At 69.8% G+C, this 22706-nt stretch carries 18 protein-coding genes; 9 read left to right on the top strand and 9 right to left on the bottom strand.

The window, feature by feature from the left end; translation table 11 throughout:
• Positions 1-20 precede the first annotated feature (20 nt).
• Entirely contained in the window at positions 21-845 is an 825-nt protein-coding gene (locus tag AW271_RS01945; RefSeq protein WP_062330769.1) for a DUF4253 domain-containing protein, read from the top strand.
• Positions 846-1160: 315 nt separating this feature from the next.
• Positions 1161-3509 (top strand): hypothetical protein, encoded by a 2349-nt coding sequence (locus AW271_RS39350; RefSeq protein WP_157553855.1) that lies wholly within the window; start codon positions 1161-1163, stop codon positions 3507-3509.
• A 163-nt stretch (positions 3510-3672) separates the two neighbouring features.
• Here the strand turns inward: AW271_RS39350 and AW271_RS01930 are convergent, their stop codons facing one another.
• Positions 3673-7968 carry a discoidin domain-containing protein gene (locus tag AW271_RS01930; RefSeq protein ID WP_062330759.1) on the bottom strand — a complete coding sequence of 1432 codons (4296 nt, stop codon included), beginning with the start codon at positions 7966-7968 and terminating at the stop codon, positions 3673-3675.
• Between the two features lie 267 nt (positions 7969-8235).
• On the opposite strand from AW271_RS01930, the gene AW271_RS01925 reads away from it, so the two are divergent.
• Positions 8236-9507, top strand: coding sequence for a hypothetical protein (locus AW271_RS01925; protein WP_157553854.1), 1272 nt, complete (start codon positions 8236-8238; stop codon positions 9505-9507).
• 57 nt (positions 9508-9564) lie between these two features.
• On the opposite strand, the gene AW271_RS01920 is transcribed toward AW271_RS01925, so the two are convergent.
• Positions 9565-10155 carry an RNA polymerase sigma factor gene (locus tag AW271_RS01920; protein WP_062330751.1) on the bottom strand — a complete coding sequence of 197 codons (591 nt, stop codon included), beginning with the start codon at positions 10153-10155 and terminating at the stop codon, positions 9565-9567.
• Between the two features lie 105 nt (positions 10156-10260).
• Here AW271_RS01920 and AW271_RS01915 point away from each other — a divergent pair, with 105 nt between their 5' ends.
• Together AW271_RS01915 and AW271_RS01910 are read left to right on the top strand one after the other, a co-directional pair.
• A complete protein-coding gene (locus tag AW271_RS01915; RefSeq protein ID WP_062330748.1) occupies positions 10261-11295 on the top strand; it encodes a class I SAM-dependent methyltransferase in 1035 nt (344 codons plus the stop codon).
• Positions 11296-11324: 29 nt separating this feature from the next.
• Positions 11325-11678, top strand: a complete 354-nt coding sequence (locus tag AW271_RS01910) for an ArsR/SmtB family transcription factor (RefSeq protein ID WP_062330745.1) — start codon at positions 11325-11327, stop codon at positions 11676-11678.
• On the opposite strand, the gene AW271_RS01905 is transcribed toward AW271_RS01910, so the two are convergent.
• The gene (locus AW271_RS01905) at positions 11620-12639 is read right to left on the bottom strand and encodes an NADH:flavin oxidoreductase/NADH oxidase (RefSeq protein WP_062332951.1); all 1020 of its coding nucleotides are present in this window, start codon (positions 12637-12639) and stop codon (positions 11620-11622) included. The two genes, AW271_RS01910 and AW271_RS01905, sit on opposite strands and share 59 nt — an antisense overlap.
• Positions 12640-12733: 94 nt before the next feature.
• Here AW271_RS01905 and AW271_RS01900 point away from each other — a divergent pair, with 94 nt between their 5' ends.
• Both AW271_RS01900 and AW271_RS01895 read left to right on the top strand, forming a co-directional pair.
• Entirely contained in the window at positions 12734-13495 is a 762-nt protein-coding gene (locus AW271_RS01900; RefSeq protein ID WP_062330741.1) for a nucleotidyltransferase domain-containing protein, read from the top strand.
• 5 nt (positions 13496-13500) lie between these two features.
• Complete coding sequence (locus tag AW271_RS01895) at positions 13501-14355, top strand: hypothetical protein (RefSeq protein ID WP_062330737.1); 855 nt, start codon at positions 13501-13503, stop codon at positions 14353-14355.
• Here AW271_RS01895 and AW271_RS01890 read toward each other — a convergent pair.
• Together AW271_RS01890 and AW271_RS01885 are read right to left on the bottom strand one after the other, a co-directional pair.
• A complete protein-coding gene (locus AW271_RS01890) occupies positions 14328-15182 on the bottom strand; it encodes an HAAS signaling domain-containing protein (RefSeq protein ID WP_062330734.1) in 855 nt (284 codons plus the stop codon). The genes AW271_RS01895 and AW271_RS01890 overlap by 28 nt on opposite strands.
• Positions 15179-15490 (bottom strand): PadR family transcriptional regulator, encoded by a 312-nt coding sequence (locus tag AW271_RS01885; protein ID WP_062330731.1) that lies wholly within the window; start codon positions 15488-15490, stop codon positions 15179-15181. Before AW271_RS01885 ends, AW271_RS01890 begins: the two co-directional genes overlap by 4 nt.
• Positions 15491-15609: 119 nt before the next feature.
• Between AW271_RS01885 and AW271_RS01880 the strand changes: the two genes are divergently transcribed.
• Complete coding sequence (locus tag AW271_RS01880; RefSeq protein WP_062330728.1) at positions 15610-16203, top strand: TetR/AcrR family transcriptional regulator; 594 nt, start codon at positions 15610-15612, stop codon at positions 16201-16203.
• 2 nt (positions 16204-16205) lie between these two features.
• Here AW271_RS01880 and AW271_RS01875 read toward each other — a convergent pair whose 3' ends face one another.
• Positions 16206-18131 carry a hypothetical protein gene (locus AW271_RS01875; protein WP_062330726.1) on the bottom strand — a complete coding sequence of 642 codons (1926 nt, stop codon included), beginning with the start codon at positions 18129-18131 and terminating at the stop codon, positions 16206-16208.
• A gap of 137 nt (positions 18132-18268) precedes the next feature.
• Here AW271_RS01875 and AW271_RS01870 point away from each other — a divergent pair, with 137 nt between their 5' ends.
• Positions 18269-18814, top strand: a complete 546-nt coding sequence (locus tag AW271_RS01870; protein ID WP_062330722.1) for an NUDIX hydrolase — start codon at positions 18269-18271, stop codon at positions 18812-18814.
• Here AW271_RS01870 and AW271_RS01865 read toward each other — a convergent pair.
• From AW271_RS01865 to AW271_RS01855, 3 genes are all read right to left on the bottom strand, one after another.
• Positions 18804-19826: an acyltransferase family protein gene (locus AW271_RS01865; protein ID WP_062330720.1), complete on the bottom strand. Its 1023-nt coding sequence runs from the start codon at positions 19824-19826 to the stop codon at positions 18804-18806. The two genes, AW271_RS01870 and AW271_RS01865, sit on opposite strands and share 11 nt — an antisense overlap.
• 73 nt (positions 19827-19899) lie before the next feature.
• On the bottom strand, positions 19900-20790 hold the full coding sequence (locus AW271_RS01860) for a hypothetical protein (protein WP_062330717.1): 891 nt from the start codon (positions 20788-20790) through the stop codon (positions 19900-19902).
• Positions 20775-22706, bottom strand: a complete 1932-nt coding sequence (locus tag AW271_RS01855) for a terpene synthase family protein (protein ID WP_062330714.1) — start codon at positions 22704-22706, stop codon at positions 20775-20777. Before AW271_RS01855 ends, AW271_RS01860 begins: the two co-directional genes overlap by 16 nt.

Here is a 22706-nt window from a genome sequence, read left to right as displayed (position 1 = left end):
TGTGAACTATTCTTTCCGCCGTGCCGGTTAGAAAGGGGCTGCTGCCGCCCGAGCTCCGCGAGCTGTTCGCCGACGACGGCGTGCGGCGCGAGCTCACCGTGGAGTTGCCTCCCGGCGTGACCGTGTGGCCCGATCCGACGTTCGAACGCGGGCGCCCCCACCGGCGGCCGGCGTTCTGGCTGAGCGACGATCCCGTGCCCGGCGAGTTGTGGTCGGCGTTACGGGCCGAGCACCCCGCCTCGGGCCTGTGGCCGCTGCTGATGGAGGAGTCGGTGCAGCCGTGGTCGGTCGGCCAGATCGCCCCCGACGACGCCGACCGCATCGACCTGTTCCACGCCCAGGCGTTCATGGACGAGGTGTGGGCCGACTGGGTCGAGATGGCCTCCCACGACCAGATCGGCAATCTGGAGCCCTTCGGGCCGGTCTCCCCCGGCCTGGCCGAGCCCGGCGTGCCGGTCGCCCACCCCGACGTGGTCGCCGACTGGTACGCCCGCGAGCTGGCCCGCAACGGCACCCCGCTGGGCCTGGTGGCGGCCGACCGCGGCGCCGACGCGCTGGCGGTCATGGGCTGGCAGGGGGCGGTGAACCACAACGAGTGGGCGGTGCCCATGGCGGCGGTCGTGCGCTCGTGGGAGGAGCGGTTCGGGGCCCGTGTGGTGGGGGTCGGCTTCAACACCCTCGATTTGAGCGTGGCCGCGCCGCCGACGACGCCGCTGCACGCCGTCCACGTGGCGGCCGAGCACTGGACGTTCTGCCCCGACACCATCGTGCAGGGGCCGGGCACGCTGGAGGACTACGCCGAGCTGATCATGGGGCGGAACGCCTGGTCGTTCTGGTGGGACTGAGTTCGTACGCCAATGTGCTGTGAATGCATGACCGCCCACCTCAACCATCTAGAGGACTGACCTCACTTCTTGTTCTCTTGCTGAGACTCGGCTATTGGCCTGAGCATGCCCCGAACGGCTTCGGGCGATGGATTTGGACGGCGAAAGCACGCCTTTTGAGAGCGTCACAATCTCTGGCCCCGAACTCAAAGGCCTGTGGATGGCATGGCGTGCAGTAGATGTGTCACTCCTCACGCAGCAGACATGCCGGACATTTAGCCGAAGTTGAGCTATGATCACACCCCCTTAAGTCACCGCACGAAAGAGTGATCAGCGATGAACCTCGCGGGTGATCAGAATGTGAAGCGTCTCCGAGCAGCCAGCATCTTTTTGGTAGGCTGCGTTCTTCCGGACGGCTATCTGTTTCCCAGTTCGCTTGAAAGCGCGGTCACGCTCACCTCTTCCGGAGAGGAGCTCCTCGCCGAACTCACGGCTCGCTTCCCCGCCGTCGCGGACGCCGACATACGTGCAGCGATGCTCGGAGCGTTCGCTATCGGCGACAAGTTATTGATCGACCATAAAGCCACTTCCTTCGAGGATCTCCGTCAGGCCATCGACCCCGATATACGCAACAAGATCATTCGCTACCCGTGGGTTCACGGCGATGAATTGGAATCGGTCTACCGGGAACTGTACGGCCAGAGTCCCAAGGCCTTCATTTCCCATGCGGACACGACTCGCGTCCTGGACCATCTGCCTCAAGGGGTATTTCAGATAGCCGATGTCATCGTGGGTCCGTTCGGAATGCTCGTGGGGCCGCAGGAGCGACACCTTCCACCTGTGCTCAATGGCCCTGAGGTCTCATGCAGTGATCCTGGCTGCCCAGGTGTCCACCACGTCGAATTCCGTACGGGAGAAACCGACGCGGGCAAGGTGTATTCATCCCTTGGAGTCGACTCCCCGCTGTCTTATTCCTTGAGGCAACTACTCATGGACATCCGCATGCCAGACCAGTTCTATTACAGGCCCGGAAATGACTGGGGGCTGCCATGGCTCCTTATGAGCGGATTCACCTCCGACGAGCGTCGAACACTGTTGTCGACTTTGCTGATGTCCAATGAAGACAATATACGGGTCAAGACGCAGACGATGTTAGGCCGCCGGGCTTCGAAGAAGAGCCCCGATGAGCTTTCAAGGCTCACGTCAGAGGCAGAGAGCCTGCAACTACTTCTCTGCGTCAATAATGATCAACTGATTCGGCATCTGGAACAACTGATCGACAGCGGTCACATATCTATGGGGGTGAGCGAAACACGCTATCCGATTCGCGGGCGCACGGAGGACGGATACTTCCGTTCGAGATCTGAAGCCAGCCGCCTCGGGGTGCGCTTCAGACCTAGGATGGAGCTTACCTACCTGAGATTGAAGAACTTCATTCAGCAGTTGTACTCCGGACACGGGCGCAAGGAACTCCTATGGCTGCTACGCCAGCAGCCGGGCGTCGGCGACATAGAGAAACTCGACAACTACTTGTCGCAGAACACTCCCGAAGAAGCTATCAAGACCTTGGTGCTCGCAACCAGAGACCGCATGGACGCAGCAATAGCTATCGTGGGCGCAGGACACTTCGTCCAACCCACGGATCAGGAGAGTGAAGACTTTCTAGTTCAGCGCATCCTATGGAAGCTGGGCGCCCCGTTACCACCCCCTCCGGCAAGCGATGCCAGAGTGCAGAAATTCATCTTGGCATTCCAGGCCTCTTCATCAGAAGCAGTTCCGCGCAACGAAGTCACCGTGGAAAGGGTTCGCAGCCAGGGGGTGACAATGTTCGTCGCCCTGGAGAGCTTATTGCACGAGACCATAAACTATATTTGCTGGCTCTTATTCTCTGATCACTATCCGGCCAAGCGTGACGCCAGATTCACATATCGGGCCAAAATGGCTACCAAATTCAGCGAACGTCTTCTTGGCGACTATGCGCACAGTCACGCCGGATACTCTTACGGCACAGACGGCAAGAATTCTCTCGGATCGCTACTGGACGGCTTCGCCATGACAGCCGAGATCTGCGCTGACCCCGAACCCACCATAGAGTTCGTCCGACGCCCAGACGATGTTCTACCCCACGCCACCCAGCACACGCCGATCTACATATTCCCGTTCCTGCACACTCGCCTGATCTACGACCTTCACCCAGAATGTCGGGAGAAAATTGCCGACACCCTCACGGCCACAAAAGGTCTCCTCGTCGGCGGGAACGTCCCGTGGCTAAGAAACAGCTTAAGTCATCCACGCCCCACCTTTCCCGACCATAGTGCGGTCATGCAGGCGTGCACAAGCATAACTCAAACCTTGTCGAACCTGCGGGCGACAGGGCTTCTTCCCACCGTCTACAAGAAGCGGTCGGCGACCTTTGACGGATATGGAAGACAGCAAACGGTGATGGAGGACGGAGACGGAAACGAGCTTGATCTGGTCGGTCCCTCAGAGATCGATAAATCCGGCCTTCCCGGCCTTGAGGAGCCACAGCTGATACCGTTCGGCTTGCGGTTCCGCTCCACCGGTGAGCCGATCAGACTCAAATTCGTCGAAGAAACCCCCTTCACGGCACTGCTGGATTCCCACATACCGATTCCCTTCCCGGAACTAAACTCGACCGAAATAAAGTCGTCTCAGCTCGACTAGCATCTTTCCTTTTCGCCATCATCGAGCACAATGCGTGGTAAACCAACTCACTGAACCGGCTTTCGCGCTATGACTTCTCCTCCAGAAATCTCTGGACACCCAGACGAAAAGGCGCTGCCGCCGGAGGTTGGCCTTCCGGCGGCAGCGCCCGCTCAGCGGGTGACTAGTTGATGTTGAGGGTGAACGTCGAGGTCGTGTTCTTGATGTTCTGGAAGTTGTTGCTGAAGGTCAGGTTGTTGAAGGTGGCCGAGCCGACCGCCGGGCCCTGACCCTGCTCGGGCATCTCGTTGACCCAGATGCCGAAGCCCGACTTCGCGTCGAACGCGTCGCCGCTCTTCTGGGCGCCGGAGATCGAGACGTTGTTGAAGATCGTGTCGGTGTGGGGGTACTCGGCGGCGCCGTTGTACTTCGTCTGGAACATGATTCCGGAGTACGTCGGGTCGACGATGTCCACGTTGTTGATGCGGATGCCCTGGAACTCCTTGGAGGCCGAGAACATCCAGATGCCCGGGAAGGTCTGCGCGCCCCAGAAGTGGCCGCCCGATCGGATGATCGAGATGTTCTCCAGGGTGGTCGGCTGGGTGCCGAAACCCTTGAACTGGTAGCCGAAGTCGAGCGAGGAGACCGTGATGCCCGAGTAGCAGAGCGTGTCGGCGATGTAGATGTTCCGGAACGTGTTGTTCTGGCCGCCGTAGACCGCCAGGCCGGCCGCACGCCACGGGGTGGTCACCGAGAGGTTCTCCCAGAGGTTGCCCGTGTTGTCGCCCTGGACGATGTCGATCGCGTTGAACAGGGCGAAGGCGTCGTCACCCGTGGAGCGGGCGTCGATGTTCCTGACGGTGTTGTTCTTGCTGTTGTTCGTCAGGTTCAGGCCGTCGGCGTACATGTTGCGGACGCGGCTGTTGGTCAGCAGCAGGTTGCTGACGTTGGTGCCCCACACCATGACCATCTGGTGTTCGATCCACATGTTGTCGATCGAGATGTTGCTGATGCCGGTCAGGTTCCAGACCTTGCCGGGGCCGTCGTTGCGGGAGGTGTAGTTGCCGAACACCGCGAACCCGCTGAAGGAGGTGCCGTTGGCCGACGACTGGACGTCGAAGCCGATGTCGGAGTTCTCCTGGCTGGTCGGGGCGTAGAAGCGCGTGTACCAGGGACCGGCGCCGACGACCTTGATGGCCTTGCCGTAGACGTTGACCTTGCTGGCGACCTGGTAGTCGCCGGCGGGCAGGTAGACGCCCTCCCAGCCGCTCTCCATGCGGGCCTTGTCGAGCGCGGCGGTGACGGCCGACTGGGTGAAGCCGGTCGGCACGACGTACTTCGCCGGGTCGGGGTTGGCGATCGGGGCGACCTGCTCGGTGTTGATGAAGTCGATCGCGTAGTTGGTCGCGTTGGCCGCGTCCTTCTGCAGCTTGATCTTCGTGCCGGCCGGGAACGAGCCGTCGAGGAAGATGTTGGCCTCGTCGTAGATGTGGCGCGGGCCGCCGGAGCCGGGCGAGTTGTTGGGGCTCGCCTCGTTGCCGTACTGCCACATGTACTTCGACGTCAGGTTGATCGCCTTGTGGAAGGCGCCGTTGACGTAGACGTTGAGCTCCTCGTTGATGCCGCCGCCGCCGGGCGCGTCGGGGATCGAGAAGCGGGTGACCAGGGTGTTGGTCTGGGCGCGGGTGGTGAACTCGACGAACGCGCCGGTGGTGTTGAGGGTGACGGCGCGGCGGCCGCTGGCCTCGCCGCCCAGGTCGCCGATGATGCGGTTCGGGCCGACGACGCCCGCGCCGCCGCCGCGGACGGCGTCCTCGGCCTCCAGGTGGTCGTAGGGCATGTTGGCGCCGCGGCCCACGAACAGGCCGTTGTTGGTGGTGTTGTTGGCCTGCTTGACCGGCAGCTCGTTGCCGTCGTTGGCGAGCACGACGCGGACCGTGAAGCGGCCGTTGGCGGCCGTCCAGGTGCCGAGGTTCACCGGCGAGGTGGTCGCGCCGGCGGCGATGACGCCGGTGTACGACCCGGTGAGGGTGCGGACCACGGTGCCCTGGTCGTTCAGGACGGTAAGGGTGATGCCGTGCGCGCCGCCCGCCGAGGCGACGGTGCCCTGGTTCCTGATGCCGACGCTGAAGGTGACGGTCTGGCCGCCCGAGGGGTTGCTCGGGGTCCAGGCCACCGGCGCGGCGACCAGGTCGGAGCTGTCGACCGGGCGCACCACGAGGGCCGTGGGGTTGGCGAAGGCGTTGTTGCCGTCGTTCTGCTCGATGATCGTGTTGGCCTCGTCGACCTTGGCGTTCACCGAGTAGGAGGCGGCGTCACGCGGGCCGATGTTGCTGGTCACGGTGGTCTGCGCGCCCGCCGCGAGGGCCGGGACGTTCACCGTGGCGACGCGGGTGGTGTCGAGGTAGAGGTTGACCGACGACGCGGGGGCGTTGGCGTTGCCGTTGTTGCGGACCACCGCCGACAGCGTGATGGAGTCGGTCTCGACCGGGGAGGCGGGCGACCAGGTGGCCGAGGTGACGACCAGGTCGGGGTTGGGGGCCGGGGTGCCGAACACCTGGAACTCGGCGATCTGGCCGCCGGGCGCGCCGGTGTTGCTGTTGATCCGGATCTGCACGTCGGCCGTGGTCGCGGTCACCGGGATGGTGACGGTGTTCTGCGCGCTCGGGTTGAACGTGTAGTTGGCCGCCGACACCAGGTTGGTGTAGGTGGTGCCGCTCTGCTCGCGGCCCAGGACCTGGATGTTCTGGGTGCGCGCGCCCCACGCCGACGACGGGTTGAGCTTGAGCACGACCGAGGTGACGTTGGCGTTGGCGCCGAGCTTGACGGTCAGGGTGCTCGGCCAGGTGCCCGACGCGCCCTCCCAGTAGGTGTCCAGGTTGTTGTCGTTGGCGTTGGCCGCGACGAACGTGTGGACGTGGCCCGACTCGACCATCTCCTTGCCGGTGGCGAGGTTGGTGCCGGGCTGGGGGTTGTTGCCGGTGCGGGTGACCGAGTTGCTGTCGCCGGAGACGTTGCCGGCGGCGTCGCGGGCCCGGACCAGGTAGGTCACCGTGGCGGTGGCCGGCTGGGTGTCGGTGAAGACCAGCGTGGAGCCCGAGACGCTGCCCGCGGCCGAGCCGTTGCGGATGATGTCGTAGCCGGTGACGGCGACGTTGTCGGTCGAGGCCGTCCAGGTGAGGCGGATCTGGTTCGAGCCGGGCTCGGTGTAGGCCAGGTTGCCGGGGGTGGTCGGCGCCTGGGTGTCACCGGTCGACTGGCCGGTGCGGGTGACCGAGTTGGAGTTGCCCGAGACGTTGCTCGCGGCGTCCTTCGCGCGCACGAAGTAGGTCACCGTGGCGGTGGCCGGCTGGTTGTCGGTGTACGTCAGCACGTTGCCCGCGACGCTCGCGATGAGCTGGCCGCCCCGGTAGACGTCGTAGCCGGTGACGCCGACGTTGTCGGTGGCGGCGTTCCAGGCGAGCCGGATCTGGGTGCCGCCGGGCTCGGTGTAGGTCAGGTTGCCCGGGGCGCTGGGCGCCTGGGTGTCGCCCGTGCCGGTGGGGCCGTACACCTCGAACTCGGAGATCTGACCGGCCGCCCAGCCGGTGTTGGCGGTGATGTTCAGCCGCACGTAGCGGGTGGTCGCGGCCGAGGAGAAGTTGATCGTGACCGTGTTGCCGGTGGCCGGGTTGAACACGTAGCCGGCGGAGGGCACCAGGGTCGAGAAGTTCGTGCCGTTGGCGCTGCCCTGCACCTCGAGGGTCTGGGTGCGGGTCTGCCAGGCGGTGGCCGGGGGCAGCTTCAGCACGACGCGGTTGACCCCGACCGAGGAGCCGAGGTCGACCTGGAGCCACTCGGGGAAGACGTTGTTGTTGCTCTCCCAGTAGGTGCTCGCGTTGCCGTCGTTGGCGTTGGGCGCGACGTAGTTCTGCGAGACGCTGCTGGCGGTCATCGTGCGGCCCGAGGCGAGGTTGCCCGAGGAGCTCGTGACGCCGTAGACCTCGAGGGCCGAGAGCTGGGCGGCCTGCCAGCCGGTGTTCGCGGTGATGTTCACGCGGACGTACCGGGTGTTGGTGGCGCCGAAGTTCAGCGTGACGGTGTTGGCGTTGCCGGGGGCGAAGTTCTGCCCGGCCGAGCCGACGATCGTCGACCAGCCGCTGTTGTCGAGGCTGCCCTGGACCGAGAGGGTCTGGGTGCGCGCGCCCCACGCGGAGGGCAGCTTCAGGACGACCTGGTCGACGTTCTGGGCGCTGCCCAGGTCGACCTGGACCCACTGCGGGAAGCTGCTGCCGGAGCTCTCCCAGTAGGTCTCCTGGTTGCCGTCGGCGACGTTGGATGAGGGGTAGGGGGAGTTCGTGCTGCTCGCGGCGGTGGCCTTCCCGGCCGCGAGGTTGGGCCCGCCGGCCGCGGAGACCGGCTGCAGCGGCCCCACGGTCACGACGAGAACTGCCGCGACAAATGCCGCCAGCAGCCGTAACGGTCCGTGCTTTCTCGTCATCGCCTTCTTCTATCTCTCGGCATGGCACTACAGGGGTCGGGGGGTACAGGAGCACGGACGCTGTGCATCCCTGAAGTTGCGAGGAAAAGATAGGAATCAAACATCAGCTTGCAAGATTCTTGCGCAGTGATGGCTGAATGTTACAAGTGTGCTAAGAGGGCGTCAACGGTCAGAAAAACCTGCCCTGATGAGGCATTACGGCCCGCCCCACTGGATCTTCAGTAACCCACAAGTCGCCCACAAGGCGGCCTGAGCATCGTGTGACCCGTGACGACGGTGAGGGTGAGCTGGCGGTTCTCCGCCGACGGCCGGTACGCCGCCTGCCTGGCGGTGACCGAGGGCGGCGTGGCGCGCCCGGAGGCATGGGACTTCACCGGTCCCGGCCCGCTGGTGCGCCCGCTGGCCTCGGCCTGCGACCCCGGCACGCAGATCAGCCCGCTCGACGGCGAGCGGGCGCTGCTGTGCCGCAACGACGACGGCCGCCACCGGATCTCGCTGGTCACCCAGTCGGCCGAGACCACCCTCACCGCCGGGCGCGGGCCCTTCGTGCACCTGTCGGGCGACCTGGTGACGGGCGACGCCGTCTACCGGGTGACCGCGAACGGGCCGGCGCGGCTGGCCGCCCTGCCGCCGGGCGCGAGCGGCCCCGCGGTCGTGCTCGCGCCCCGGCTGGTCGGGCTGACCCGGCCGCAGGCGCCCGGCCCGGTGGTGCTCGACCTGTCCGACGGGAGCTGGGAACTGATGCCCGGCGCCGTCACCGGGGCCCGGGTGCTGCCCGGCGGCCTCGTCGGGATGCCGCCCGGCGGGCCGCCGGAGTTCCGGTGGCGGGGCCGTCCGGTGCTGGGCGGTTTGACCGGGCGGGTCACCCCGCTCGGCGGCGACGGCGCGCGGATCGTGCTGCGGGTGGACCGGGGGTGCCGCTCGCGGCTGGCCGTCTTCACGCCGTCGACCGGTGAGGTGGCCGAGCCGGCGATCCCCGACGGGGTGCTGGGCTCGGTGGCGGGCGTCGACGGCGGGGTGGTGCGGGTGCCGTTCACCTCGCCCGGGACGCCCGGGTCGGTGTTGTCGGTGAGCCCCGACGGCGTGCGGCTCGACCCGCCGCCCCGGCCCGCCGACGCGCGGGTGGAGCAGGTGGCGGGCGTCGAGGCGGTCACGTACGGGGACTGGCGCGGCGCCGGGAGGGTCGTGGTGGCCCTCGGCGGGGAGTGGCGGTTCGGGTACGACCCGGTGTTCGCCGCCATGGCCGCCGCCGGGATCGCCGTGGTGGCCCCCGACCCGGACGCGGCCGACCTCGACGCCGTGCGCCGGATCGCCCGCGCGGCCGGCGGACGGCCCGCGCTCTACGGCGTCGGCCGGGGCGGCCGACTGGCCATGCTCGCCTACGCGACCGAGCCCGCGCGGTGGTCGCGGTGCGCGCTGGTGGCCCCGGACGCGCCGCCCGAGCCGGCCCCCCGGCTGCGGCCGCCGCTGATGGTGATCGACGGCGCCGACGAGCTGCCGGCGCTGACCCGGCGGCTCACCGGCTTCCTGGCCGCCTGACCGCCGTCCACGGAAGGAGGTGGTCGACAGGACGCAGGGCGCGCTTTTCTGAGATCTTCACCGGACGGGGCACAGGCGGGTCCTGTGCCCCGCCTCCGACTCTTCGTGACGGCTTTCGGCCGGTCCGAATCGCAGGTGGGCGAGCAGTTCCGCGAGCCGTTTCTGGGCGCGGAAGGTGCGGCTCTTGACCGTGCCGACCGGCACCCCCAGCGCCGCGGCGATCTCGCTCTGCGTCATGTCCTCGAAGTAGGCCATCCGCAGCACCTCGGCCTCCTGCGGCGTCAGCCGGGCCAGCGCCCGCGCCACCTGCACCGAGGTCCACTTGTGGTCGAGCGACGGCGGCGGCACCGCCAGGCGGGCGGCGACCGCGTCGAGGTCGGTCGCGCCCGCGTCCCGCCGGGTCCGGCGGTGGACGTCGACGGCGGCGCGCCGGGTGATGGTGAACAACCACGGCGCCAGGTCGCGGCCGGGGTCGTAGGTGGCGGCCTTCTGCCAGATCTTCACGAGGGCCTCCTGGACGGCGTCCGCCGCCAGTTCGGCGTCGCCGAGCATCCCGTAGGCGGCGGCGAACATGGGGCGCGAGTAGCGGCCGGCGATGTCGGCGAAGGCCTCCTCGTCTCCCCGCTGGAAACGTGTTTCGAGTGTCATGCCCCCACCGTGCGGGACGCCCCTGTCACGGACCCTTCGCGGCGCTGTCACGGGGAACCGATCCCGGTGCAGGACGCGTACTGACCGGTGACCGAAGGGATTCACATGGAGACGACCGTCGCCGGGTTCGCCGACCGGCTCTTCCGCGCCGCGCTCGGCATGACCGACGTGCTGGCGATCCACCTGGGCGACCGCCTCGGGTGGTACGACGCGCTGACGACCGGCCCGGCCACCCCGGCCGAACTGGTGGCGCGGGCGGGTGGTGACGAACGTTACGCCCGCGAGTGGCTGGAGCAGCAGGCCGTGGCCGGCATCCTGGCCGTCGGCGGCGACGGCCGTTTCGTGCTGCCGCCGGCCGCCGCCGAGGTGCTGACCGACCGCGGCAGCCTCGACTACCTGGCCCCGCTGGCCCGCATGCTGGCCGGGGCCGCCGTCCAGCTGCCGGCGCTGCTCGACGCCTACCGGACCGGCGGCGGCGTCGGCTGGGACGCCTACGGCCCCGACCTGCGCGAGTCGCAGGCCGACATGAACCGCCCGTGGTTCGAGCACGCCCTCCCCGGCGCGCTCGCCAAGATAGCCGACCTGCACGCGGTGCTGGACGTCCCGGGCGCGCGGGTGCTCGACGTCGGCTGCGGGGCGGGGTGGTCGTCGATCGCGCTGGCCCGCGCCTATCCGCAGGCGACGGTGGAGGGCGTCGACGTCGACCCGCCGTCGATCGCCCTGGCCGAGGCCAACGCCGACGTGCCGAACGTGTCCTTCCGCGCCGCCGACGCGGCCACGCTGCCGGAGGCGGCCTACGACGCGGTGTTCGCCTTCGAGTGCGTGCACGACCTGCCCCGGCCGGTCGAGACCCTGGCGGCCATGCGCCGCGCGGTGCGGCCCGGCGGCCAGGTGGTCGTCATGGACGAGGCCGTCGCCGACGCCTTCCGCCCGGAGGGCGACGACGTCGAACGCCTCATGTACGGCTTCAGCCTGCTCATCTGCCTCCCCGACGGCCGCGCCCACACCCCGTCGGCGGCGACCGGCACCGTCATGCGCCCCGGCATCCTGCGGCGCTACGCCCGCGAGGCGGGCTTCACCGACGTCGAGACCCTGCCGATCGGCGACTTCGGCTTCTGGCGCTTCTACCGGCTGCTGTAGTCCGACGTCCGTCGGACTACGATCGAATCATGACGGCGAGAGTCCTGGAGCATCCCCCGGCCGAGGAGATCCGGCTCGACGAGGTGCTCCACGCGCTGGCCGATCCGGCGCGGCTGGAGATCGTGCGTTTCCTGGCCGCGGCGGGCACGGAGGCGCCGTGCTCGGCGATCGACCTGGCCGTCAGCAAGTCGACGACCACCCACCACTACCGGGTGCTGCGCGAGGCCGGGGTGATCACCCAGGTCTACCGGGGCACCTCGAAGATGAACGGCCTGCGCCGCGCCGACCTCGACCGGCTGTTCCCCGGGTTGCTCGACAGCGTGGTCAGCGCGGCTGAGGCGCACCGCGCCGATACTGCGCCGGCCAGTCGCCCGACGCCCTGACCGGCCAGTAGGGGTCGCGCAGCAGCGCGCGGCCGAGGAACACCGCGTCGGCCTGGCCGGTGGCCACGATCTCCTCGGCCTGCTCCGGCTCGGTGATCAGGCCGACCGCCGCCACCGGCACCCCGGCCTCGGCCCTGACCTGCCGGGCGAACGGCACCTGGTAACCCGGCCCGAGCGGGATCCGCTGCGTGGAGGCGTTGCCGCCGCTCGACACGTCGATCAGGTCGACCCCCCGGGCGGCCAGTTCGGCGGCGAGCATCACGGTCTGGCCGGGCGTCCAGGCCGGTTCGCCCTCGGGCAGCCAGTCGGTCGCCGACACCCGGAAGAACAGCGGGAGCTCCTGCGGCCACACCGCGCGCACCGCGTCGACGACCTCCAGGCCGAACCGGGCCCGGTTCTCGAAGGTGCCGCCGTAGGCGTCGGTGCGGTGGTTGCTGTGCGGGGACAGGAACTCGTGGATGAGGTACCCGTGGGCGCCGTGGATTTCGACCACCCGGAACCCGGCCCGCAGCGCCCGCTCGGCCGCCGTGACGAACGCCTCGACCAGCTTGCCGATCTCGGCGGCGGTCAGTTCGTCCGGTACGGGATGCGCCGGCGAGAACGGGATCGGGCTCGGCGCGACGGGGGTCCAGCCGTGGTCGGCCCGGCCGACGGGGCCACCGCCGAGCCAGGGCCGGTCGGTCGACGCCTTGCGCCCGGCGTGGGCGAGCTGGATGCCGGGAACCACGCCCTGGGCGGCCACGAACCGGGCGATGCGCTCCCAGGCCGCCTCCTGCGCGTCGTTCCACAGGCCGGTGTCGGCGGGGCTGATGCGGCCCTCGGGCGAGACGGCGGTCGCCTCGGCCATCACGAGCCCCGCGCCGCCGACGGCACGGCCGGCCAGGTGGGCCAGATGCCAGTCATGGGGCACCCCGGTGCCGGGCCCGTCGACGGCTGCCGAATACTGGCACATGGGCGACATCCAGACCCGGTTGGGGAAGGTCAGCGACCGCAGGGTGAGGGGCTCGAACAGCACGGCGTCTCCTTAGTTCGACATTTATCGTACTATTCAGCCTATGACCGGCTGGACGCGGCACAGCACCCCCGAATTCGCGGCCATCGCGGCGGAGCACTCGATCCTGCGCTGCGAGATCGGCTCCCGCCTCCACGGCACCACCGTCGGCGACACCGGCGACCGCGACGAGCTGGGCATCTGCGTCGAGCCGCCGGAATACGTGATCGGCCTGCGGACCTTCGAGCAGTACATCCACCGCTCGGTGCCCGAAGGGGTGCGGTCGGGGCCGGGCGACCTCGACCTGACCGTCTACAGCCTGCGCAAATGGATGCGGCTGGCGCTCGACGGCAACCCGACCGTGCTGCTGGCCCTGTTCGCGCCCGACGCGACGGTCACCCCGCTCGGGGCCGAGCTGCTGGCCGAGGGGCCGTCGTTCATCCTGTCCCGGCGGGCCGCCGACCGGTTCATCGGCTACCTGCGCGCCCAGCGCGACCGGGGCCAGACGCCGAAGGCAGCCGGGCACATGGTCCGGCTCGGCCTCCAGGGCGCCGAGCTGCTGGAGACCGGGCGGATCACGCTGCCGATGCCGCGGCGCGACGTCATCGTGGCCATCCGGACCGGCGAGATCGGCCGCGAGGAGGCCCTGGCGATGGCGGCGCGGCTGGAGGGCCGGCTGGCCGAACTCGCCCCGGTGAGCGTGTTGCCCGAGCATCCGGACGAGGCGCGGGCCGACGCGTGGCTGGTCGACGCGTACCGGAGAACCTGGGCCTCCAACCAGGTGGAGGAAACGGCCGATGCCCGGACGGTCCGGGCTATTCGATAGGGCAGGTGCGCCGACACCACCCCAAACCGTCCTTACGCCAGCGGCTGCTGGGCAAGCCCGCCCTCGTCGTGGGCGGGGCCCTGCTGACCGTCGTCACCGGCACGGTCGCGGCGGTGACCTCCGACGCGGCCAAGCTCGTGGTGCTGGCCTCGCCGTCGCCGAGCCCGATCGCGAAACCGGTGGTGGTCGCGGCGCTGAAGGTGCGCGACCTCGACCCGGGTGACACCTTCGTGTTCCCCACGGCCTACCGGCCCGACGCGGCCACGCTGCGGAAGATCAACGGGCTGCGCGAGTCGCCCGACATGGACGCGCTGGCGGTGCTGATGCGCTCGCTCGGCGGGGTCGACGTGCAGACCCTGGGCACCCGGTTCGTGCTGGAGAACGTCTCGAAGCTCGACGTGCGCATCCTCGACCTGCGGGTCGACGCCGACTGCCGCGAGCCCCTCGGCGGCACCCTTTTCTACTCGCCGCCGCAGGGCAACGAGATGCTCGTCGACCTGTCCTTCGACCTCGACGCGCGCCATCCGATCCCCCGGTTCATGGAGGAGTACGGCTGGTCGGACACGAGCTGGTTCGACGGCCAGACCGTGCTGCTCGCGCCGGGCGAGCAGCAGGTCTTCGACGTGCAGGTGGAGACGGCCCGCTACTGCGAATACCGGCTGGTCGCCGACGTGCTGCAGAAGCAGAGGACGGTGACCCTGACGATCGACGACGGCGGCGCGCCCTTCCGGGTCACCGGGATGCGGCCGCCGAAGGAGGCGCCGGCGCTCTATCCGGGCAGCCTGTGGAACCACGACACCTGCGGCGCGTTCTCGGCCGCCGACCCGGCGACCTACGTCGACGAACTGAGGGAGTGCTGACGCAGCTCGCGCCGGGTCTTCTGGACGACGTCGAACGCCGTCACCAGCAGGATCAGGATGACGACGCCCTTCACCATGTCGTCGACCCACCCCTCGGTGAACACCGCCCCGGCCGCCATGACCCAGATCAGCACTCCCCCGACGAGCAGGTTCATCACGATGTCGAGCCGCCGGGTCAGCGAGTTCCAGCGGCCGTTGACGATGACGACGGCGTACAGGACCAGATGGACGATCAGCAACGCCAGCACCCACGGGCCGCGCCGCGCGTGGAAGGCGGGGTCGTAGTGCAACCACGGCAGGGTCACCAGCGCGACCGTGCCGCAGGCGTAGAAGACCCAGGCGGCGGCGTGGCCCCAGCGGTTGACCTGGCCGGTGTCAATCGGGCGCGGCTGCCAGCGGGCCCGGTCGGGCCACCGCCTTCGCACGTAGGCCGACAGGGCGTAGCCGGTGAACAGCACACCCGGCCACCACAACGACGGGACCGCGATGCCGAGCCACCACGCGGCGACCGGGTTCGGGCCCGGCTCCTGGACGACCGACACCGCGCCCAGCACCCAGATGACCACCAGGCCGCCCACCGACCAGCGCAGGAACGGGCGGGAGTCGGCCGGGTCGAGCAGCACCAGGGGCGGCCGGTAGCGGGCGGCGGCCTCGGCGGGGCGGCCGAAGGCGTCGATCGCCCGGCGGGCGCTCTCGGCGTCGGCGTGGTCGCCCAGTTCGTCCAGGAGGATCGAGCGCAGTTCGGCGGCCACGTCGGCGCGCTGGCGGCGCGGCAGCCTGCGGGCGACGTCGGCGACGTAGGCGTCGATGAGCTGTTCGGCGTTCATGACGCCCCTTCGAGAAGTCGGTCCATGGTGGCCGTGAGTTCCTTCCACGAGCCGGTCAGCCGGGCGTACAGGGCCCGGCCCTCGTCGCTGAGCGTGTAGTAGCGGCGGGGCGAGCCGCCGTCGGTCCGCCACTCGCTGACCAGCGCGCCCTGGTTCTCCAGTCGGCGCAGCAGCGGGTAGAGGGTGCCCTCTTCGATGGCCATGCCCTGCTCGGCGAGGGCCTGGCGCAGCTCGTAGCCGTAGCGGAAGGAGCCGAGCTGGGAGAGCACCGCCAGCACGATCACGCCACGCCGGAGTTCGAGTTCCATGATGCCTCACACAGTACTGTGCGTCGCACAGTACAACAAGTCGGCGATTTCATGATCATTACGACGTCCGGACCGGTAACCTAGATCGAAATTTCCCACCCGATCAGGAGAACTCCGCGATGGTCACCGACGTGCCGGGCCCGGCGGCGCCGGAATCGCTCCGCAAGGACCAGCGGGAACGCCGCGCCCGCATCGTGAGAACCGGCCTGCGCGGCCTGTCGGGCAGCGACTACGACAAGATCAAGGTCTCCGACGTGGCCCGCGACGCCGAGGTCGCGCTCGGCACCCTCTACCGGTACTTCTCCTCGAAGGAACACCTCTTCGCCGCCGTCTTCGACGAGTGGCAGGACGGCCTGCGCCGCAGGCTCGACCGCCTGCCCCCGACGGGCGGCACCGAGGGCGGCACCGAGGTCGACCGGCTGCGGCACGTCCTGCACGCCGCCATCGGCGCGTTCCACACGCAGCCGCAGTTCTACCGGCTCATGATCGTCTTACAGACCACCGACGACCCCCGCGCGGCCGAGGTCTACGCCCCGCTCGACACCCTGCTGTCCGACGTCATGCGCGCCGCCTCGGCCGACGCCGACGCGGTGGTCGTGTCGACGCTGCGGGCGGTCGCCGACCAGGGCCTGCGCGGCTGGATCATGGGCCGGCAGCCCATCGAGGCCGTCTACGCGGCGGTCGACGACACGCTCCGGCTCGTCTGCCGCTGACGCTACTTTCTCTTCTTGCTGCTGGTCTTGCGGCGCTTGATCGGGGTCTTGCGCTTGTCGCCTCCGCTGCCCTTGCGTTTGGCGAACCTCGCCTCGGCCGGGTCGGCGGGGTAGTCGGAGCCGACCAGCTCGGGCAACTGGAGACCGCTCGACCGGGTGACCCGGCGCGGCGTGAGGTCGGCGGCCGGCTGGTTCCTCCGGGGGGTGTCGACGAAGTCGTCGTCGCTCGACTGGTTCCGCTCGTCTTCGCCGTCGGACGGTTCGGGCTCGACCACGTCGACGGACGCCGGCTTCTTGACGACCCGCTTCGGCTTCGGCTGCGCCTTGCGCACCGGCTTCTCGACCTCTTCGGGAGAGGAGTCCTCCTGGGAGGACGAGCCCTCGTCCTCGTCTCCGTAGTAGTTCTCCCAGAGGGTGAGGGAGACCTCGCTCTCGTCCTCGCTGGAGTCGTAGCCCGACTCCAGCTGGCCCTTGTCGGTGAAGGAGACGATCTCCGAGACGATCGCCGCCCGGCCGTCGGCGGTCGACATCGCCTTCAGGAGATACCGGTCGGCGTCGGTGCGCTTCTTCGCGTCCCGCGGGATCTGCAGGAACGCGCGGAGCAACGACGGGCGCGACAGGCTGGCCGGCGCGGGCCAGCCGGCCCCGTAGGTCTTGGCGTGGGTGCCCGACGGGGACAGGTCGATGCCCTTGGCCTTGAGCGCCTGGATCATGAGCCAGCACTTGAAGCAGCACAACTTGGAGATGCCGATCGCGATCTTGGCGTCGGTGATCCGCCGGGAGAGGCGGGCCCGCTTCCCTTCGTCGATCTTCCGCCGGAGCTCCGCCTCGCGCCGGTCGACGTCCTCGTCCTCCGACCACCCGGCCTCCTCGCCGAGGGCGTCGGCCCGCCGGCGCAGCAGCACGTCTCCGGCCTGGGTCTCGGCGTGGATCTTCAGGCCGCGCGCGGCCTCGTGGGTCATCACCCGCAGGTCGTCCCAGTCCTTCTCCAGGGAGGCCAGGAAGTTGATCGTCTTGCGGAGCCGCCGCTCGCCCCGGCGCAGCACGTCGGGGGGCAGCTTGCCCTTCTTCACGACGCGGACCTCGAGCTTCTGGGCGACCATCTCGTCGAACATGGAACTGATCTCCTCGGCGGCCTGGCGCTGGTCTTCCATCGCCGTGTCGAAGAGCCGTTTGAAGTCGTCGCCGAGCCGGGCGTCGGCCGAGTTGGCGAACAGCCGGATCTCGTTCTCGAGCAGGGTCACCACGGCCACGCACTCGCGGCTGGCCTTCAGATTGGCCAGCACCCAGGCCAGCCGGTCGAGCGAGCGCTGCTCGGAGGTGTCGACCCGGACCCCCGCCACCATGTCGTCCTTGATCTTCCGCAGCCGCTCGGCGGTGGCCCGCCTGACGTTGTCGTTCAGCCGGCCGGGAAGCACCTCCGGCTGGTCTTTCCCGGGGTCGCCGAACAGGGCGACGCCGCCCTGGCGGGCCAGTTCCAGGTCGTAGGCGTCGGTGTCCTCGCCGAGGGCGGCGAAGAACTCCCCGATCTGGTCGTAGACGCCCTCGTCGGCGTCCATGACGTGCCGGACGACCGTGCCGGCGAGGATCTTCTCGGCCGAGGCGGTCTCCGGGGGGAAGCCGAGGAGCCGGGCCAGGGCCGACCAGACGGCGGGGTCGTCCTTCTCGGGCACGCTGTCGAGGGCCGTCAGGAGCTCGGCGGGGGTGGTGCCCGGGCTGACGCCGTGCACGTTTCCGAACCAGGCCAGGTAACCCTTCTCGGTGGTCAGGTCGTCGACGCCCCACCGGCCCAGCAGTTGCCGGGCCACCACGTCGCCCTCGTCGACGCGCCGGCGGAAGACCTCCAGGCCCTCGGTCCTGGCCAGGTCGAGAATGGGGACGGGATCGTCGTCGTCGGTCTCCATCGGTTTCTGCCTGTTCTTGAACATCTGCGGATTGTCTCCGACGGGGGCGCGCGCCTGAACCGTCCGCGAGGCCAGATCCGTATCCACCGGCGGAGGCCCTCGATCGCGGCCGTGCCGCACAATGGGCTGGTCAGCGTTTCACGAGGGGGTGGGCCCCGCCCATGCGCCACGAATACTGCCTGCACTGCGACGCCGAGACCGTCGAGCCCCACACCGAAGGGGGCCGCGTCCGCCGCCGCTGCGCCACCTGCGGCCAGACCGCCGACCGGTCGCTGATCGTCGACACGGCGCTGCGCCTGTGGCACGAGACGGCGGGCGTCTTCGTCCGCGACCCCTCGGGCCGGTTCCTGTTCTTCAACCGGATCGCCTTCCCGTTCGCGCTGACCATCCCCGCCGGCCACGTGGAACACGGCGAGTCGCCGGAGGCCAGCGCGGCCCGCGAACTCCAGGAGGAGACCGGCCTGCGCGCGATCTCCCTGTCGCTGATCGCCACCGAGCCGATCGACGGCGACCAGTGCCGCCGGGGGGCCGACGGCCACGTGTGGCACACCTTCCTGACGACGGTCGGCGCGGAGCCGCCGGTGGCGCTCGACGAGGGCGAGGGCGACGCGTACAAGTGGCTGACCCTGGCGGAGGCGGTGGAACGGGACCTGACGTTCGCGGCCCGCCACCTGATCACCCGCCACGCCGACCGCCTCACGCGGTGAGGGCCGGTTCCCGGCGGCGGGCCGGCAGGTCCCTCAGCCACGCGGGCAGCACCCGGTCGATCAGCAGGCAGGCGGCGACCAGCGCGGCCGTCACCGCCGCCGGATAGAGCGCGGCGACCGCCAGGGGCGCGTCGGCCGGCAGGCCCGAGGTGGTCGTGTGCACGACCGCCAGCAGCGGCATGTGGATCACGTAGATCGGCAGGGTGCGGCGGCCCAGCCAGGCCAGGCCGTCGCCGATCAGCCTCAGGCGGCCGAGCAGGGGGGCCGCCGAGAGGCCGAAGACCGTGGCCAGCAGGGACACCAGGGTCCACACGGCCGGGATCCGCTGGGCCGACAGCAGGAGCATGGCGGCGAGCGCGGTTCCGTACACGAGACCGACGATCGCGGTGCGCCGCCAGGTCGTGGTGGTCGCGACCCGTTCGGCCCAGGGGCGCAGGTGGAGGCCCAGGAGGAAGAAGACGAAGTTCTGCAGCAGGGAGCCGCGGTTCCCGGGGGTGTCCAGGACGCCGGCCGCGGTGACGACCGCGAGCAGCGCCGCCGCGCCCAGGAGCACCGGGACCGGGATGCGGTGCAGGAGTTTCGCGGCGGCGAAGTAGAGGGCCAGCGCGTACAGGTACCAGAGGTTGGGCGGGGTGAGGAGGAGCTGTTCGGCGAACTGGCCGGGACTGCGGGCGCTCAGGGTGTCGAACGCGGGGGTGAACCAGAAGACCGCGGTGTGCACGACCATCCAGGCCAGGTAGAGGTAGAGGAATTTGGCCACCCTTGACCGGACGACCAGGCCCCACGGCCTGCGGTACGCGCTGAGCGCGAACATGCCGGAGATGGTGAAGAACAGCGGCATGCGCAACGTCATGAGCGCGTCGCCGACGACGCCCCAGAGCGCCGGGAACGGGCCGGCCGACGTCCAGTCGATCCGCAGGTAGCTCTTGTTGACCGTGTGCCACACCACGACCAGCAGGATGCAGACGCCCTTGGCCGCGTCGGCCCAGATCGCTCGCTGCCGGGTCTCCATCGCCGCCACGTCCTCTCACCGCCGGGGAGACTCACTCTCGGCGGGAGAGGACGCGCGGTCGGTGGCGGAATGCTCAGTGCGCCGAAGTACGCACCACCTGCACTCCGTCGAGGGCGCAGACGGCGTTCGGGATCAGCACGGCCACCCCGTAGTACTCGCTGACCAGGTACTCGGTGACGGCCTGCCGCGAGGTGCCGAGCTCGCGCACCACCGGCGACTGCGACGGGCGCAACCCGACCACGCCCTGCCGCCGCTCCCCCGGCCTGATCACGAGGATGCTCGTGGTGTGGTCGGCGGCGATCGGCAGTTTGTCGCACGGCAGGAACGGCAGGCCGCGCCAGCCGGTGACCCGGCGGCCGCCGAAGTCGACCTCGTCGGGCCTGACCCCGAACCGGTTGCACTCGCGGCCGAAGGCGGCGATGGCGCGCGGGTGGGCCAGGAGGTAACGCGGCGAGGTCTGCTTGCAGATCAGGGCGTCGAGGTCGAGCGGGGTGGGCGGGCCCTGCGCCGTGGTGAGGCGGTGACGGCCGGGCGGGGCCTGGAGGAGCTCGCGGGCGAGGTCGAGCTCCTTGCGTTCGGCCAGGGCGTCGAGGGTCAGCCGCAGCTGCTCGTCGTACTGGTCGTGCGGGTCGTTGTAGAGGTCGCCCACCCGGCGGTGCACGCGCATGATCGTCTGGGCGGCGGTCAGCTCGTACTCGCGCGGGGGGCAGCCGTATTCGACGTGCATGCCGGGGATCTCCGGCTCGCCCGTGTGGCCCGCCGTGACCTGGACCCCCGGCTGGGAGCTGCCCCGGCGGGCGATCGTGCGGCGCAGTGTGCTGGTGCGCCGGTAGGTTCCGCCCGGGAGGTCGCGCCACTCCAGGATGTCCAGCAGCGCCCGCAGGGTCGTCGAGGCGGTCTGCGGGCGGGTCTTGGTCGTGGTCGCCAGCGTGCGGGCCGCGCCCGTGCTCAGGCTGGTCGCCATGCGTGTGCTCCTCTCGTGCCCAGGCCCGACAGGCCGAGCCGGGTACGTTCGCCGAGGTCGCCGGTCAGCCACGTCCGCAGTGCCGCCGCGTAGTCCGCCGGGGCGTCGGCGGCGAGGCGGTCGAACTGTTCACGGCGTGCGGTCAGCAGGTCGCCGACCACGTCGGCCGCCTGTTGCAGGCCGCAGCCGAGCAGCCGCTGCAGCGCCAGCACGCCGTTGCCGACCTCGGTGGGCACCCCGATCTTGTCCGGGTACGTCACCAGGTCGCGCCGCGCCGTCGCCACGTCGGCGAAACACTCCTCCAGCGCGCCCCTGGCGGGGGCCGGGAGGCCCAGGCCGTACACGACCAGATCCACCATCAGCCCCGCGTGCTCGGCGCGGCGGGTCTGGAGATGGTCGACCGGGTCGGGCACCCGTTCGCGGGCGCTGTTGCCCAGCTCCCACTCGCGGACCGCGAGCAGCTGCCCGAAGTGGGCCGGGTCGAGCGGGGCCCTCCCCCACAGGTCGCGCAGGCCGCGTTCGACCGGGTTGACCGGCGCGGGCGCGTCGTCGGTGAGGAACAGCGGCAGCCGCCGGAGGAACGCCTTCCCCCCGGCCGGATCGCGGCGCGCCTTGAACAGCCGGTCGACGCTGCCGTCGAGGGCGGCGAGGAAGACGTACCACTGAGCGAGCACTTCGAGCCGGTCACGGGGCACGCCGCGGTGCGCGGTGACCGCCCACGACACCGCCTGCGGCGCGTAGGGCAGGCCCATGCGCCGCGCCCAGTCGGCCGCGGCGGTCCGGGCCGCCCCGGCGAACGGGCTCGCCGCGGGCCGCTCACACGGCGGCGGCCGGAAGGAGGCGAGCCGGTCGACCGGGCGGTGACCGGCCCACAACCGGGCCGCCGACGTGCCCAGGCCCATCGGGTGACGCCACACCGGCACCCTCGGGTCGGCCCCCCTGGTCTCCTCGTTCATGTACCGCGACGAGCGCAGGTGCCACTCGTGGGAGCCCGCGTTGGCGTCCTGGAGCGAGCGCGCGAGGTTCAGCACGGCCAGGCGCTCGGCCGGGGTCAGCGGCAGCTCCGGCAGCTCGGTCAGCAGGGTGCTCTCGAACTGCAGCAGCCGCGACGTGATCAGGTCGTTGGTCGTGTCGGCGGCCTCCTGCGGCGTCAGGCCGAGGAACTCGCGCAGCACCAGGACGAAGTTGTTGAGCTCGCCCTCCCGCTCGGTCTCCCGCTGGTAGGAGAAGACGTCGTTGAGCAGCACCTGCGCGTCGGTGAAGGTGTCACGCACGACCTGGACCGGCCGCGAGGCCCACACGTGATCGGGCAGCGGGGTGCCGTTGACCAGCTCGACCAGGTCGGCCACCCACCGGCCCGCCCCCGCGCCGCGCCGCCGTTCGAGGTAGTCGATCGGGTTCGGCACCCGCCCTTCGGCCAGGTTGCCGAGTTCCCAGCAGGCGTCGTCCATCTGCGCGAACGTGTCGTCGCCGAAGCGCCGCCGCCACTCCTCGGTGGTGCCCGGCACGGTCCGCGCCCACAACTCCGCAAGAGTCGCCTGTACGGGATCCTCGGCGGCCGGCACCGGCTGCGACAGGTCCACCGGCATGAACCCGCGCACGTCGGCCAGCCACGCCGCCGCGCCCGCGACGTCGCCGGTCGCCTTGTAGTGACGCAGGAACCAGTCGTCGAAGTAGAAGCCCCAGACGTACCAGTCGGTCAGCAGGTCGAGCTGGGCCGGGGTCGCGTCGGGGAAGCAGTAGGCGGCGAACAGCGCCAGGTCGATGGAGTCGGCCCAGGCCGCGTCCCAGACCCGCTCGTCGATGAGCCCGTGCCGGGCGGCCCACGCGCGGTTGTGCGCGCGGGCCCCCTCGACGTGCGGGTTCAGCCTCGGCGGCCAGGGGCGGTAGAAGTCGGGCAGCTCGAAGGGCCGCAC

This window comes from Herbidospora sakaeratensis (genome assembly GCF_001570525.1).
Lineage (GTDB): Bacteria > Actinomycetota > Actinomycetes > Streptosporangiales > Streptosporangiaceae > Herbidospora > Herbidospora sakaeratensis.
The sequence above is the reverse complement of the archived record's forward strand: the minus strand, read 5'-3'. Positions and strand labels throughout refer to the sequence as shown.